The organism is Actinoallomurus oryzae (assembly GCF_039541955.1).
GTDB classification, from domain to species: domain Bacteria; phylum Actinomycetota; class Actinomycetes; order Streptosporangiales; family Streptosporangiaceae; genus Actinoallomurus; species Actinoallomurus oryzae.
Map to the genome: position 1 here is coordinate 1 of NZ_BAABHF010000062.1, position 14137 is coordinate 14137.

The following is a 14137-nucleotide window of genomic DNA, read 5'->3' on the forward strand; positions in this document are numbered from 1 at the left end:
GCCCGCCGGCCTCAACCGACCTCACGCCTTCAGCGGCTTGACATCCATAGGAGCATCCACCGTGCATCGCATGCGGTCCAATCCCATCCCCAAGCCTGAGGCCCCCCGCCGGAGGCACCTGGACAGTCGTCGTTACTTGGGGAAGCAGGGCTGCCACGCGATATCCATAAGGCCAGCGAAGGAAGTCTGCCGGCGGCCCTGCGGCAATCCCGCGATACGGCTCGAAGGAATCGGCAGGACGGTCATTCGTTCGCCGAGGCCGCCCGATCGGCACGGCCGGAGGGACCGGCGCCCACGCCGCACGCCCGTCGGGCGAGCCGGAGCGGCGGCCTACGGTGGCTCGAAGCGCCGCCGCCTTGATCCAACAACAGCCGAATTCGGCAGCGGCGACAGAAGACCTCCCTAGACGTCCCTTACGCGCCCGTGAAAGGTTCTTGGCGACACGCGAGGCGTCGGTCCGGAGCGAGGCCTTGCGGATCGAGGTGTGGGACACCAGCAGCAGGCCACCGCTCAAACGCCCGGCGGCGGACGAAGACGAAGGTGGCCGCGGGCTGCTGCTCGTCTAGGCGCTGACGACGGAATGGGGATGTGAAGTGCTCCAGACCGGCGGAAAGATCGTTTGGTGTGAGTGCCTGATCGCAGACGTTCAGTGAGCGCTAAGTATGAGCCGGTACCGGATCGGCAGGGCGGTAAGAAATGCCGTCGCCCATCTCCACAAATCGGTTAGTCAAGAGAAAGCACCAATATTTCCCCAGATGGTGAACCCCGATGATGAGTTGTTGACGCCGCGTGAGGTCGCTGAGTTGTTCGGTGTCCGGACGACGACGATCGCGCGGTGGGCCCGCGAAGGACGGCTCGACCCCTTCCGGACGCCCGGTGGGCATCGCAGGTACAGGCGCGCCAGCGTACGGGCCCTCATCGCGGCCGAGGACGCGAGCGCCGCCGATTCTGCGGACGAGACAAAGATGGCCGAGGACGCGGCACGCCTGTACGAACAGGGGTGGAGCATCCGGCAGGTCGCCGCCCAACCGAGAAGGAAATGGCGGAGGATGTCGCAGGCACCTGGCGGCCGATGCCGAGACGCCCGGCTCGCGACGGCGAGGTCTGTTCGTGCAGCAGACCTGCCGTCGACGTGGTCCTAACCGACGACCTGGGACCGGTCCCCTCATGCGGTACGGACGAGGCTCACCACCCCCCCGTACTGCCCGACATGGTGCGTCCACGACCACCACCTCCCCCACGACCGCAGGCACGCGAGCGAAAGCCATGCGGTCCCCCTCGATGGCTGCCCCTGGCAAGAACACGTCGGCGGAAAGTGGCAGACCCGGTTTCAGCCGCTCTTGGCCGGCCTGGCCAAGAGCCCAACGGCAAACCCTCCTACATCGAAATCATCGGAGCGGACGACCAACTCGCCGGTCGCCTGACTGCCTACGAGGCCGAACAACTCGCCAAGATTGAGAACCTCGCAGCAACACTCCGCGGCGAGTCCCACCCCAACGCCCGCCGGTAGGGCTGGTGAGGCTCCCGTGGCGGGTGACGGAAATCGAATCCGCATTATCAGCTTGGGAACTAAATGGAAACCGGTCCTTAGTGGCCTTGACCTGCAGTGAGCAGGTGCCGGCATACGGCGGCGCGCAAATCCGGTGCCCGGTCATTCGATGGGTGCGGTGGTCCACTTGGATGGCGCGGTGCCGAGCACGGTGATCCGGTGGTAGAGCCCGGTGATCCCTCCGGTGGCCTGGAGCCGCTGCAAGGTCTGGCCGGAGGCTCCTACCGTGACGTCGAACCCGTTTACGCCCAGGACGATGAGCGTGTGCCTGGCCACGCCGCCCGATGTGGACCGGCGATCGACGGCGCGGTGGCCATCGACGGTGACCTTGCGGCCGGGATCGCTGGCGAGCTGTCGAGCCATGAGCCCGGCAGGGCGCACCGAGATCTCCAACCCGTTGTCCATTGAATACGCCCCGGCGGCGAAATCGATCGCGGCCGAGTCCCCGGACCCGCCGCCCAGGCCCGGACCGGCCGTGGACAGGTAGATCTTCAGGTCGTCGGGGAGTCCCTTGACCCGGAAGGGGAACGCGGTCGGCTTGGTCATGCCGAACGTGACCGATCTGGCGATCCGGTAAATGGTGTGGGGGTTGTTAGCGGACCCCTGTACGGAGATCTCGGCCCAGCGGTGCGGCCCGTAATGCCAGCGCAGCTTGCCGCCGTACCCGCTACCCGGTTTGTAGATCCAGTGTGCCTGCATTCCGTTCACGGGGGCGGCGCGCAAGGGCTTGGCCGGTATGCCGCCGGAGAGATAGCCGAGGATCGGCTCCGGCCCCACCCCGAAGTCGGTCAGCTCAACGATCCCTCCGCGGCCGCCGTTCAGGCTGGCCATCACTTTGAACGTGTGTTCGCCGTTCTGGTGGTCCTCGGTGAACGATCGTGGTGTGTAACCCGTGGGGAGCCAGCCGAAGACGGCGCGCTGCACGAGCGGGTCGGGATCGGTTCCGACGCTCGGCTGTGACGGCGGGGACGCGGGCCGGTCGGGTGCGGCACCGAGTCGCGGCAGTCCGGTGGCTGCCAGCGTTACGACCAGCCCTACCGCCGCGGTCGATCCCGCCACGGCACCAGCGCGCCGCATTCGCAGCTTCCGGCGGCCACGGGCGGTGAGTGCGGGGATGTCGATCTGTGGGCGTGGGCGGGGAGTGTTGGCGATCTGCGCCAGCCTGTGTCCCAGATCCGCGGTCTCCTCGGTCATCAGGCCGTTTCCTCCCCGATGCTCATGGTCGGCAGGAGCGCTTGACGCAGCGCCGTAAGGCCCCGCGAGGTCTGGCTCTTGACGGTTCCGGTGGAACAGTTCAGGACCGCGGCCGTCTGTTCGACCGACAGGTCGCAGTAGAAGCGCAACACCACGGCCGCGCGCTGGCGCGGGGCCAGCTCCCGCAGCGCCGCACGCAGATCCAGATCGCCGTCATGGTCGGCCGAGTCCGAGTCCGGGTCCGGCTCTGGCGGTTCGCGTACCGACACCCGTCTCCACCAGCCTGTCCGCTGTTCGGCGAGAAACACCCGTACGAGCACGGTCCGCGTGTAACCGTCGAGGTTCTCCACCGAACTGGCGCGGTTCCACCGCACGTACAACCGGGTCAGGGCCACCTGCACAAGATCATCAGCACGATCCCAATCCTGGCAGAGCAGGTAAGCGACACGCTGCAGCCACGGAAGCCGCGCAGCAACGTACGCCGTGTACTGCTCATCCCGTACTGGTCCGGCCATGGGCACTGCCCTCTCCTCAGATGGCTCACGCCCTGTCTAATGCCGCCGGAGCACCATCAGGTTGCATCCACCAAGACCCAGGATTCATGCGACGACCAGCCGGCCACCGCAGAGCCGAACGCCAGACGCAACCGGCGAAGCCAGCGATGCCCTACTACCAGCTTGGGAATTAAATGGAAATCGGCCCTCAGCGGCCCTGACCTGCCGATGCGGCTGCCCGCAAGTGACCCCTATGGACCTCTGTTCACCGCGGCTAGTTACACGCTAACTGCACGCCGGCGAAGGGTTCTGTCTGGGCGCGGAACCCAGAGACTGCATCCCGCGACTGGGGCGTTGGCTCAACCAGCCGTGGGCCGGCCGACAGTGCTTTGGTTCACGCTGGTCGATCTGGGTGTTCAGGTGCGATACAGGATCTCGTGGGACGCTGGTATCGCGAGTTCTGTGAGGTCGACGCCGAAGTCCCAGCAGTCGATCGTGAATGAGTAGGGCTTCCGCGGCCGACGGTGCTTGGTCACCGCGCGCTCGCGGGTCCAGCGGAGGCGGCCGTCTTCGGTGAGCCAGACGTCGAAGGTGAGCGTGTCGATCTCGTGTCGGCGCAGATGTCGATAGACGCCTGCCAGCAGCGGGTCCTGTTCGTTGCGGCGTGGTGTGATCCGGAGGGAATAGCGCTGTAGTTCTTCGCCGTCGAGCTCCTCGATCGCGATGGCGGTAGGTTGCGCCAAATGGCGGATCGAGGCCACCGTCTCGGCGTGCTCGGTCTCCCAGTTCGGTGGAGCCGACCCCTCTCGTATCCAGATTTTTCCGGTTCTGTGCTGCTCCTCGGGCGGAAGCAGATGAAGCACATCTGGGCCGGCCCGTGTGCGGGACGAGGATCATCGTGTGCGTGATCCAACCACTCGGAATCGTCCAGTTGGCGTAGCAACACCACGAGGTCCGATTCATCTGTCGGCACCAGCCCAGCCTCGCACGGCCGAGATAACTGCGACAGCGGACCCGACGCCTTCTTTCAGCTTCGTAGCGAACCGGGGTTGTCAGCTGGGGAATTAATGGAAACGGCCCTCAACGCTGCCGACCTGCGGATGCGACTGCGCGTGAGTGCCCCCTATTGCCCCCTGCTCACCGTGGCTAATTGCACGCTAGCGGTGGACTTCTTACCTGTAGCCGCCAGCTAGCCGTGCCTCGGCGCCTCAAGGCTTCTACCGAAGGTCGGTAGCGGCTCTGGCCTGCGGAGTACGGAACACGACCTTACGGCTGGCCGGTTCTCCGCGAGCCTCGCAAGTTGCGCCGCGTGTCTGGCGCCCGCATACTGCGGTGTGTAAGAGCCGACCACGGAGGTACAGCGATAAACACCGAGGCCATCCACGCCGCCGCGTCATCCGTGCGATTCGCCTGAGCCTGGATCTTCTTCCACCCGCCCAGTCTGGAGCAACAGCCCGTAGAAGAGGCTGAGCGCAGGCGTACATGGGTTGCTTCAGGGCCTTCGCGCGCGGGACGCCGCGGCTGCAGCGTTCAATCGTCGCAGCTCCGCGTGGAGGCCTTCTTTCATGCCTGTTTTCTCCGGTGGCCGCCGTATCCCGGCGCACCCGGTTCGTCCTTCGTTCCGTGATCCGCGCTTCGCCCTCCTGTTGGTCGGCCAGTCGGCCGGCTGGGTCTGCAGTTGGGCGGCGTCCCTTGTCCTGTGGGGATTCGCCGCCTACCACTTCGGCGCCAACCCGGCGGGCATCTCGCTCACGGCTCTGTGCTGGTCGGGTCCGCCCGTAGTGCTCACCGCGTTCACCGGCGGTCTCACCGACCGGTTCGGCCCGCGGACCATGCTGATCATCGGCTACACATGCTCCGCCGCCACGTCGCTGGGGATGTCCGTCTCGGGATCGCTGACGTCCCTGGACATCATGGCACTCGCCTGCGGTGCCGCCCGGTCACTGTGCAGCCCCGCGAGCAGTGCGCTCCCGACACGAATCGTCGAGCCCGATGACTTGCTCGCCGCTAACTCCCTCCTCGGCGTCACCGCCTCGATCGGGCAGGTGGCAGGGCCGCTGGCGGCCAGCGTCCTCATGGCCACCGCGGGATTCCGGATCGCGTTCACCGCCGACGCCATCATGTACCTGGTGGGCGCTCTGGTCCTCATCCCGCTTCCGGTTCTCCCGCTGCCGGAGGAGCCGCGGAATGCTGAGGCAATGGCCACCAGGCGTCCGGTGTATGGGCTGTCGTGGTTCCGCACCGCCACGGCGGGCGCGGTCGCAGTAGCCCGGGAGCCGGGACTGCGCGCTATCGCGCTGGCCCGGATGGGGGTGATCTTCACGTCCGGGGCGTTCCTGGTCATCGAGCCGCTTTACACACGGCACGTGCTGCACCAGCCGTCGTCCCAGTTCGCACGGTTCGAGGCAGCGACCGGGATCGGAGCGGTCGTGACTGGGCTGCTGCTCCCGGTCATCCGCCGCCGAGTACCGGGGATCCGGTCGCCAATGTGGCTCCTGACGGCAGGAGCGGTCAGCTACGGGCTGGCGGCGGCGCTGTTCACGGGCACGCCGTGGGTTCTCGTTGCCTACCTCGGTGCGTTCGTCTGGGGTGTCTGCGGCACCGTGTTCTATGCCGTCGCGGCCACGACCTTGCAGCGGCTCGCCCCCGCGGGGAAATTGGGCCGGGTCTCGGGTGTGATCTCCACGGCCGAATCCACAACCGAGAGCCTCGGCATGCCGGTAGCGGGCGCGCTCGTGGCCGTTATCGGCCTCCAGCCGGGCGCGCTCCTCTTGGCAGCGGTAGCCGTCGCGGCCGGGGCAGTGTGCCTGCTGAGGTAGTCGGAAATCCGACTACGCGCTCGTGCCCGGTCCATACGCACTGCCGGGTACGAGCGCGCCACCCGCTGAATGCTCCTGCGTCACCTGGGTCAACGAGGCTGAAACGGCGTATTCGATTCCGACGGCACAGGGGCCGGAAGCGGTGACATTCGGCGGCTACGCGCCCGACAGAGCGCCGGATTCCACACGGGGGCGGCGGATCGTACGCTTGCCCGCGATCGGACGTGCTTCCCAGCTCGCCCCGGTTAGCCCGATGGGAGCCGCCGTAGGGGTCCTCATGTCAATTCCGGCACTGCCTGGTGACTTCATGGGGTTCAGCGGCTGCCAGCAACTGCGTGAACCCGACGCTGTCGTTGCCGATCCGCATCGCCCGGATCGGCCTGCCGGCCACATCGGCGATCTCCACCTCATGACTGTCGCGGTGGGTGTCGATCCCGATGACGGCGTCTATCACCTCTGCCAGCATGGTCATACGGCCTCGCGTCTCCTTCCAGGGTCAGGGGCCGATGTCGGCACCGGCCTGGATGGAGTCACCGAGTGGCATATCTGTGATGGGTCACGCCAACGGGGCGGACAGGCTTCTGATCAGGACAACACGGTGGGTCAGACTAGAGTCGGCGACCCCGGGGACAGGTCAGACGAAGGGCACGCGGTCTCGCGGCCAGATCCGTAGCGGGTCACCCGGTATCGCCGACACCGATCCTGACGGCAGTCCACCCAGAAGCGTCGGAAAACACACTCACAGATCCGTAGGTACCCAAACGCTCTCCGAATCGAATCAGTTCGCGCGCTCGGCTGACTCCGTCTGAGGCGTTCGGTTCCGTCCGTCCACTCGCAAAACCGTTCGCCCGGGTGGCTCCTGGGAGCCGCGCGCCGTCGGCCTGCGAGAGACTTTGCGCTATCAACTCGCCTAGTCCCACCAGAAATGCCATAGGTGAGCGTCGATGAGGGATGCGGCGTATCGAGGAAACGGCGTCGTTCCATCGTTGATGTTGTCCGCGCCGGTCAGAACGTGTTCCAAAGCGATGTGTGTCGCGTGTTCCAATGTGCGCGGTGGGCGGGTGACCGAGATGAAGATCGACGAGCCTTGGAATACGACGACGCACGCACCAAAACGATCTTCCCAGCTGCGCAGCATCCAGCAGAGCTGTTCCAGCGGTACGTCGGCATCCCAACCCATCGCGACCGGAATGTCGGCGCTGCGGCCGGCAGGCACCAAGGCTAGGTGGCTGCCCTGTCCATCCCCGTACGGATCGGCCATGAGCTCTTCAAGGGCCAGCCGTGCCGCCTCCTCGGGGGCGAGAGCACTGGGCCCCTGGGTCTCGGGTGCGAGTCCGGGCCACTGCCCGTAGGGAGGTCCTGGATCGTCTTCGAACGGCTCAACGTCATCCGGCACGTAGGCATCCGACGCCCCTGTCTGCCAACGGAGTTGCATGGCCCGGTAGGAACGCCAAGACGCCTCCAGCTCTGCCTCCAGCTGGACCTCGGAGATGGCCGGAGGAACCTTAGGCCGACGCGGGTGACTAGGCCAGGGGCAGAGAACAGGGCGCAAGTTCGTGCTGTCCACCTGCTTCTGACAGCGCGACCACCACGTCACAGGCTCGCTGACAGGGGCATCCGAGATCCAGAACAACGGCGAACAACTGGGCATGTACTGCCCCACAGGCAGACCCGGCGGAAGAAGAAATGGGCCCGTATCGCTCGATGCCATGAGGGCGAGCATAGAACCACCGCGTCACGACTCCGGCAGTGTCGGCTTGCTGGTCTGGGCCTTCGTCATGAGAGCGGATGACGGGAATCAAACCCGCATTACCAGCTTAGGAATCGCTGGCGGCAGACAGCACTCAGGATGACCCGTCTGTGCGGACATTTCCCGATCACTCGTGAGCAGTTCATCCGCGTCCGGAAGGGTCCCATCGGGTGTTCTGTCCATCGTCATAGCGGTCGGGATCGCGCGTCATGTCCGTAGTGTGGCGTGGCTTCACGCGCACGTCCCTCGCCTGGTCATCCCGTCCGCCTTCGTCCCATCCATCGGGGAGCGGGCCATGCCTTAGGCGTGCAAGGCGGAACGCCCCGCAGACGAACGATCTTGTACCCCTCCGGCCTGGTCAGCTCGGCTTGCCCTGGGGCGAAGACGGGCAGTGACCAGGCTTCCACCTCAACCACCAACCCAGCTCCCCCTGCGGCGCGGGCCATCCCGGGAGCCTGAGGCCCCCGCCGGAGGCGCTTGCCATTAGAACCCTCCTCCGACACCAGCCCGTGGGGGGCTGTGGGGGGCGGGAGCCCCTCACATCGGGGGGCTCCGGGGGGTCGTCCCCCCGGGCCAACACGAGCCTCCGGCCGGATTCGAACCGGCGACCTGCCGCTTACAAGGCGGACGCTCTGCCAGCTGAGCTACGGAGGCCTGCTTCCTGCAGCGTCACCACGATAGCGCGTGCGGCGGGGCGGATGGGCTGGTCGGCGATCACCCTCACGGCCTCGTGTTCGCGCGATTAATGAATCGTGATTCAATAATCCCATGGCACGCCCCAGGGAGATCACGGACGAGCGGTTGCTGGACGCCGCCGCTCTCGTCATCGGACGGCTCGGGCCGGCGTTCAAGCTGGCCGACGTCGCCGCGGAGGCTCGTGTGGCCGTGGGGACGGTGGCTCAGCGGTTCGGGTCCAAGCACGGGTTGCTCGTCGCCATGACCAGGACGGCGATCGAGCAGATGCGTACCGGCATGACGGACGAGGGCTCGCCCGTGGACGCGCTCGTCTCCGCGTACGCGCCGCTCGACGACCCGCACACCGCGGCGCACAACCTCGCTCAGCTCGCCTTCGATCTCGCCGACGAGGAGCTTCGGGCGCTGATGGCCGAGTTCTACGCGGTCATGGAGGCTCAGGTCGCCGTGCTCGTTCGGCGTGAGCAAGACGAAGGGCGGCTCGGTGAGGCGCCTCCGCCCGAGGTCGCCGCTCGGATCCTCACCGCCACGGCCGACGGCACGGCCGTTCACTGGTCCGCTCGGCCGCGCGGTGGGCTCATCGAGCGGATGAAGGCCGACCTCGACGCGATCGTGGCCGGCTGGCGCACCAGAAACGGATGAACAGGAGAGGAACGAACATGACGCTGGACGGACAGGTCGCGGTGGTGACCGGCGGCACGCGCGGTGCCGGGAGAGGGATGGCGGTCGAGCTGGGTGCGGCCGGGGCGACCGTGTACGTCACCGGGCGGAGCACGCGGCGGGAGGCGAGTCCGCTGGGCCGCCGGGAGACGATCGAGGAGACCGCCGAGCTCGTCACCGAGGCCGGTGGCTGCGGTATCGCCGTGCGCTGTGACCACATGGACCCGCAGGACGTACGGGCGCTCGCCGCGCGCATCGAGGCCGAGCAGGACGGGCGGCTCGACATCCTCGTCGACGACACCTGGGGCGGAGACCAGTGGATCGAGTGGAAACCGCTCTGGGAGCACGACCTCGACAAGGGGCTCCAGGCGCTGCGCAACGGGCTCGAGACGCATCTGATCACGTTGCACACCCTGCTTCCGCTGCTCGTACGGCGGCGGGGCGGCCTGGTGGTCGAGATCACCGACGGCGACGACATGTTCAACGACCGGTACCGGGGCTCGATGTTCTTCGACATGATCAAGGTGGCCCTGACCCGGCTGGGCAAGATGCTCAAGGACGAACTCGACCCGTACGAGGTCACGTCCGTCTCGCTGACGCCCGGCTTCCTGCGCTCGGAAGAGATGCTGGAGCACTTCGGGGTCACCGAGGAGACCTGGCGGGACGGCATCGCCAAGGACCGGTGGTTCGCGATCTCGGAGACGCCCCGCTACATCGGGCGGGCGGTCGCCGCCCTGGCCGCCGACCCCGACCGGGCCCGCTGGTCCGGGCAGGCGCTCTCGTCCGGCGTCCTCGCCAAGCACTACGGCTTCACCGACCTGGACGGCTCACAGCCGGAGGCGAGCCGGTACTTCGCCGAGGTCTACTTCGGCGACAAGAAGGACGCGGACGTCGCCGACTACCGATGAGAAAAACTGTGATACGCCTCGACTAATGTGACGGGGGCATTCCACCGGCTCGCCGGATCATACGTGGTACGCGAAAAGAGATCCCTCAGCATGAGCATGCCCCCCTCACCCCCGGGACCGCCGGGTCCCAACGGTCCCCACGGCGCTCCCGGCCCCTGGCAGGGACCTCCGCCCCAAGGCCCTCCGCCCCAAGGCCCCCCGTTCCAGGGCCCGCCACCCCAGGGCCCGCCACCCCAAGGACCACCGCACCAGGGACCGCCTCCAGGCCCGCCCGGTGCCTACCAGGGTCCTCCGGGACCGCAGGGCTTCCCCGGCGGTCCCCAAGCGCCCTGGGGCGGGCCGGGAGCGCCCCCGTACGCACCCCCGCAGCGCAGCAAGCGAGGCAGGATCGTCGCCCTCGCCATCGCCGCGCCCATCGTGATCGTGCTGCTCATCGTGGTCGCCAACCTGCTCCCCGACACCTCGGCGCCGACCGGCGCGTGGAAGGTGGGGCAGTGCGTGACGCCCGCCGGGCATGTGGGAGATGTGGAGGGCAAGTCGTTCCACCGCGTCGGCTGCGACGCGTCCGACGCCGCGGCGAAGATCACCAAGATGACCGGCGCCAGCCTGACCGGGATGGAGCCGACCGACTGCCCCGAGGACACCGACGCCATGGTCAAGGTCGACCAGTCCGCAGGGCACCTGGACCTCACCCACAACGTCGCGTGCATCCGCAACATCAAGGCGCCGCACCCCGGCGACGTGGGGCAGGGCGGCGGGCTGTTCCGGGCCGGCGACTGCATCTCCGACCCGGAGGCCAGCTCCAGCCTGAAGGAGGTTCCCTGCTCAGAGTCGCACTGGGGCACGGTCGTACGGTGGGCGGACAGCGCCGCGTCCTGCCCGCAGGGCGCCGGCTACAACGCCGTCCGCACTCTCGGCGGCTCCAGGGCCCTCTGCGTACGCCAGGGCACAGGTCAGACCAGCTGACCCGCTAGAGCACGTCTCAAAGTCCCCGTCCGTAGCGAGCCGCGCAGTAGGACAGCGGGGCTTTGAGACACGCCCTACGACGCGCGGCGGCGGGCGATCTCGTACAGGGCGATGCCGCCCGCCACGCCGGCGTTCAGCGACTCGGCCTTGCCCGGCATCGGGATGTTGACGAGCAGGTCGCAGGTCTCGGCGACCAGCCGCGACAGGCCCTTGCCCTCCGAGCCCACGACGAGCACCATCGGGCCGGTCGCGGCGTCCAGGGAGTCGATGCCGTTCGCGCCCCGCGCGTCGAGGCCCGCCACGAACACGCCCGCCTTCTGGTACGACTTCAGCGCCCGTACGAGGTTGGTCGCGCGGGCGACCGGCACCGAGGCGAGCGTGCCCGCCGAGGTCTTCCACGCTCCGGCGGTGACGCCGGCCGCGCGCCGCTCCGGCACGAGCACGCCGTGCGCGCCGAAGGCCGCGGCGGAGCGTACGACGGCGCCGAGGTTGCGCGGGTCGGTCACGCCGTCCAAGGCGACGATCAGCGCGGGTGAGCCGCGGTGCAGCAGATCGTCGGGGTGCGCGTAGTCGTACTCGGGCACCTGCAGGGCGATGCCCTGGTGGACGGCGCGGTCGGTGAGCCGGTCGAGCTCGGCCTTGCCGGTCTCCAGGAGCGGCACGCCCGCGTTGGTCGCCAGCTTGATCGACTCGCGGATGCGGTCGTCGGCGGCGCCCGTCATGACGTACAGCGTGCTCGCCGGGATGCCGGCCCGCAGGGCCTCGACGACCGGGTTGCGGCCGGTGACGAGCTCGGGGCCGTCCGGCGCGGACCGCCGGGGCGGACGGTCGGCGGTGGCCGTGGCCGACTCGCGCCGTGGGCCGGTCGTGGCCGTCCCCGTCCGGGTGGCCGACTTGGCGGCGCGCGCCGTCTGACGCTTGCCGTACCAGTGCCGGTCCTCGGCCTTCGGGGTGTGGCTCGACCCCTTCTTGCGACGCTTGGCCATCCGTGTCCTCCGCTGATGCGCGGGGCGGTCCCGCCCCGGGCCACAGACTACGCGGAGTCGCGGCCCGAACCGTCCCGCAGCAGCCGTTCGATGCGCTCCAGACGATCTTCGATCGCGGTCAGCCGGTTCTCGATCGCGGACATGCCCGCCCCGCCTCCGACGCCGAAGAGGCCCGGCGACGGCCGTCGCTGCTGCTGGCCGGAGCGCAGTACGGCCAGGACGCCGCGCCGCAGCTCCTCGGTGTCGACCCCGAGCCGGCGGAGCACCTCCGTGCCACCGCCCTCGCCCTCACCCTCGCGGAGCAGTCCGAGCAGGATGTGCTCGCTGCCGATGTAGTTGTGGCCGAGCTGCAGCGCTTCGCGCAGCGAGAGTTCGAGCACCTTCTTCGCCCGCGCGGTGAACGGGATCTCGGCGACGGACGGCTTCTCGCCGCGGCCCAGCATCGCCTCCACCTGAACGCGTGCGGGTGCGAGACCGGCGCCGAGTGACGTGAGCACCTGGACGGCGGTCTCGGTGTCGTCGCGCAGGAGGCCGAGCAGGATGTGCTCCGTGCCGATGAAGTCGTGGTCGAGCAGTAGGGCTTCTTCCTTGGCGTAGACCACGACGCGGCGGGCGGTGTCGGTGAACCGCTCGAACAACTGGACCACCTCGGATGCGGTGGGGTGTGGGTGTAAGCCTCTCGAACGTTACGTCCCCGGACTCCTGCCCACCAACCGTCTCAGGAGCGCTTGAGTTCCCATCGCGGACCGCGTGGTGTGTCCTCGATGATGACGCCGGCGGCGGCGAGACGGTCGCGGATCGCGTCGGCGGCGGCGTAGTCCTTGCGGGCGCGGGCCGCCTGCCGCTGTTCGAGCGCCACCGAGACGAGCGCGTCGACGACGTCGCTGAGGTCGTCGCCGGCGCTCTCCCACTGCGGCGCCAGCGGGTCGAGGCCGAGGACGCCGAGCATCGCGCGCAGCTCGCCGAGGATGCGGACGAGGGCGTCCTTGTCGCCGGCGGCCATCGCGGTGTTGCCCTCGCGGACCGACTCGTGGACGACGGCGAGCGCCTGCGGCACGCCGAGGTCGTCGTCCATCGCGTCGGCGAACGCCTGCGGGACCGCGCCGGCCTCGACGCGCCCGGCCATCTCCACGGCGCGTACGACGAACGCCTCGATGCGGCGGTACGCGGCGGCGGCGTCGTGCAGGGCCTCGTCGGTGTAGTCGATCTTCGAGCGGTAGTGCGCCGCGCCGAGGTAGTAGCGCACCTCGGCCGGGCGTGCCTTGTCCAGCAGGTCGGACAGGAGCACGACGTTCCCGACGGACTTGCTCATCTTCTCGCCGGCGACCGTGAGCAGCCCGTTGTGCATCCAGTAGCGGGCGAACCCGTCGCCGGCGGCGGTGGACTGGGCCAGCTCGTTCTCGTGGTGCGGGAAGATCAGGTCGACGCCGCCGCCGTGGATGTCGAAGGCCGGGCCGAGGTACTTGGTGGCCATCGCCGAGCACTCCAGGTGCCAGCCGGGACGGCCCGGGCCCCACGGCGTCTCCCAGCTCGGCTCGCCCGGCTTGGCGCCCTTCCACAGCGCGAAGTCGCGCGGGTCGCGTTTGCGCTCGTCGCCCACCGAGTCGCCCGCGGGCCGCATGTTGTCGAGCTTCTGGTTCGACAGCGAGCCGTACCGGTCGGCCCAGGACAGCACGTCAAAGTAGACGTCGCCGCCGACGTTGTAGGCGTGTCCCTGCTCGATGAGGCGCCGCATCAGCACGATCATCTCCGGGACGTGCCCGGTGGCGCGCGGCTCGACGGTCGGCGGAAGGCAGCCGAGCACGTCGTACCCGCGGTTGAACACGCGCTGGTTCGCCTCGGCGACCGCGAACCACGGCACGCCCGTCTGCGCGGCGACGTTGATGATCTTGTCGTCGACGTCGGTGACGTTGCGGACGAAGGTCACGTCGTACCCGGAGGCGAGCAGCCAGCGGTACAGCAGGTCGTACGTCACACCGGAGCGCATGTGTCCGATGTGCGGCGCGGCCTGCGGTGTGGCACCACAGACGTACACACCCGCCCGGCCCGCCGTCAGCGGGACGAAGTCGCGGATGCTACGGGTGCCGGTGTCGTAGAGGCGCAGGCTCACGCGTAAAA

13 protein-coding genes and 1 tRNA gene are annotated in these 14137 nt (G+C 68.4%); 5 read left to right on the forward strand and 9 right to left on the reverse strand.

The genetic code is table 11. The features are described 5' to 3' along the window. Positions 1-755: 755 nt before the first annotated feature. Positions 756-1142: a helix-turn-helix domain-containing protein gene (locus tag ABEA10_RS47035; RefSeq protein WP_345475218.1), complete on the forward strand. Its 387-nt coding sequence runs from the start codon at positions 756-758 to the stop codon at positions 1140-1142. A 509-nt stretch (positions 1143-1651) separates the two neighbouring features. Here ABEA10_RS47035 and ABEA10_RS47040 read toward each other — a convergent pair. The 3 genes from ABEA10_RS47040 to ABEA10_RS47050 form a co-directional block, all read right to left on the reverse strand. Then, positions 1652-2473 (reverse strand): hypothetical protein, encoded by an 822-nt coding sequence (locus ABEA10_RS47040; protein WP_345475219.1) that lies wholly within the window; start codon positions 2471-2473, stop codon positions 1652-1654. 269 nt (positions 2474-2742) lie between these two features. Next, on the reverse strand, positions 2743-3258 hold the full coding sequence (locus ABEA10_RS47045; protein ID WP_345475220.1) for a SigE family RNA polymerase sigma factor: 516 nt from the start codon (positions 3256-3258) through the stop codon (positions 2743-2745). A 395-nt stretch (positions 3259-3653) separates the two neighbouring features. Next, positions 3654-3998, reverse strand: coding sequence for a hypothetical protein (locus ABEA10_RS47050; protein WP_345475221.1), 345 nt, complete (start codon positions 3996-3998; stop codon positions 3654-3656). Positions 3999-4724: 726 nt separating this feature from the next. Here ABEA10_RS47050 and ABEA10_RS47055 point away from each other — a divergent pair. Next, positions 4725-6056 (forward strand): MFS transporter, encoded by a 1332-nt coding sequence (locus ABEA10_RS47055; RefSeq protein WP_345475222.1) that lies wholly within the window; start codon positions 4725-4727, stop codon positions 6054-6056. A gap of 280 nt (positions 6057-6336) precedes the next feature. Here ABEA10_RS47055 and ABEA10_RS47060 read toward each other — a convergent pair whose 3' ends face one another. From ABEA10_RS47060 to ABEA10_RS47070, 3 genes are all read right to left on the reverse strand, one after another. After that, positions 6337-6528 (reverse strand): hypothetical protein, encoded by a 192-nt coding sequence (locus ABEA10_RS47060; RefSeq protein ID WP_345475223.1) that lies wholly within the window; start codon positions 6526-6528, stop codon positions 6337-6339. Between the two features lie 438 nt (positions 6529-6966). Beyond that, a complete protein-coding gene (locus tag ABEA10_RS47065) occupies positions 6967-7452 on the reverse strand; it encodes a DUF4253 domain-containing protein (RefSeq protein ID WP_345475224.1) in 486 nt (161 codons plus the stop codon). A 935-nt stretch (positions 7453-8387) separates the two neighbouring features. Beyond that, positions 8388-8460: transfer RNA gene (locus tag ABEA10_RS47070), tRNA-Thr, on the reverse strand. A 114-nt stretch (positions 8461-8574) separates the two neighbouring features. Between ABEA10_RS47070 and ABEA10_RS47075 the strand changes: the two genes are divergently transcribed. The 3 genes from ABEA10_RS47075 (at position 8575) to ABEA10_RS47085 (ending at position 11033) form a co-directional block, all read left to right on the forward strand. Then, a complete protein-coding gene (locus ABEA10_RS47075; protein ID WP_345475225.1) occupies positions 8575-9141 on the forward strand; it encodes a TetR/AcrR family transcriptional regulator in 567 nt (188 codons plus the stop codon). Between the two features lie 17 nt (positions 9142-9158). Next, complete coding sequence (locus ABEA10_RS47080; protein ID WP_345475226.1) at positions 9159-10067, forward strand: SDR family oxidoreductase; 909 nt, start codon at positions 9159-9161, stop codon at positions 10065-10067. 423 nt (positions 10068-10490) lie between these two features. Continuing rightward, entirely contained in the window at positions 10491-11033 is a 543-nt protein-coding gene (locus tag ABEA10_RS47085; RefSeq protein ID WP_345475227.1) for a hypothetical protein, read from the forward strand. Positions 11034-11107: 74 nt separating this feature from the next. Here ABEA10_RS47085 and rlmB read toward each other — a convergent pair whose 3' ends face one another. The 3 genes from rlmB to cysS all read right to left on the reverse strand — a co-directional run bounded on the left by rlmB (position 11108) and on the right by cysS (position 14129). Then, a complete protein-coding gene (gene rlmB / locus ABEA10_RS47090) occupies positions 11108-12019 on the reverse strand; it encodes a 23S rRNA (guanosine(2251)-2'-O)-methyltransferase RlmB (RefSeq protein ID WP_345475228.1) in 912 nt (303 codons plus the stop codon). Between the two features lie 47 nt (positions 12020-12066). Then, complete coding sequence (locus tag ABEA10_RS47095) at positions 12067-12657, reverse strand: Clp protease N-terminal domain-containing protein (RefSeq protein WP_345475229.1); 591 nt, start codon at positions 12655-12657, stop codon at positions 12067-12069. 80 nt (positions 12658-12737) lie between these two features. Further along, complete coding sequence (gene cysS, locus ABEA10_RS47100) at positions 12738-14129, reverse strand: cysteine--tRNA ligase (RefSeq protein ID WP_345475230.1); 1392 nt, start codon at positions 14127-14129, stop codon at positions 12738-12740. Positions 14130-14137 lie beyond the last annotated feature (8 nt).

Excerpts from the sequence above, each read along its gene's own strand:
- ABEA10_RS47035 (WP_345475218.1), top strand. The coding sequence starts at position 756 with ATGGTGAACCCCGATGATGAGTTGTTGACGCCGCGTGAGGTCGCTGAG.
- ABEA10_RS47045 (WP_345475220.1), bottom strand. The coding sequence starts at position 3,258 with ATGGCCGGACCAGTACGGGATGAGCAGTACACGGCGTACGTTGCTGCG.
- ABEA10_RS47060 (WP_345475223.1), bottom strand. The coding sequence starts at position 6,528 with ATGACCATGCTGGCAGAGGTGATAGACGCCGTCATCGGGATCGACACC.
- ABEA10_RS47075 (WP_345475225.1), top strand. The coding sequence starts at position 8,575 with ATGGCACGCCCCAGGGAGATCACGGACGAGCGGTTGCTGGACGCCGCC.
- ABEA10_RS47080 (WP_345475226.1), top strand. The coding sequence starts at position 9,159 with ATGACGCTGGACGGACAGGTCGCGGTGGTGACCGGCGGCACGCGCGGT.
- rlmB (WP_345475228.1), bottom strand. The coding sequence starts at position 12,019 with ATGGCCAAGCGTCGCAAGAAGGGGTCGAGCCACACCCCGAAGGCCGAG.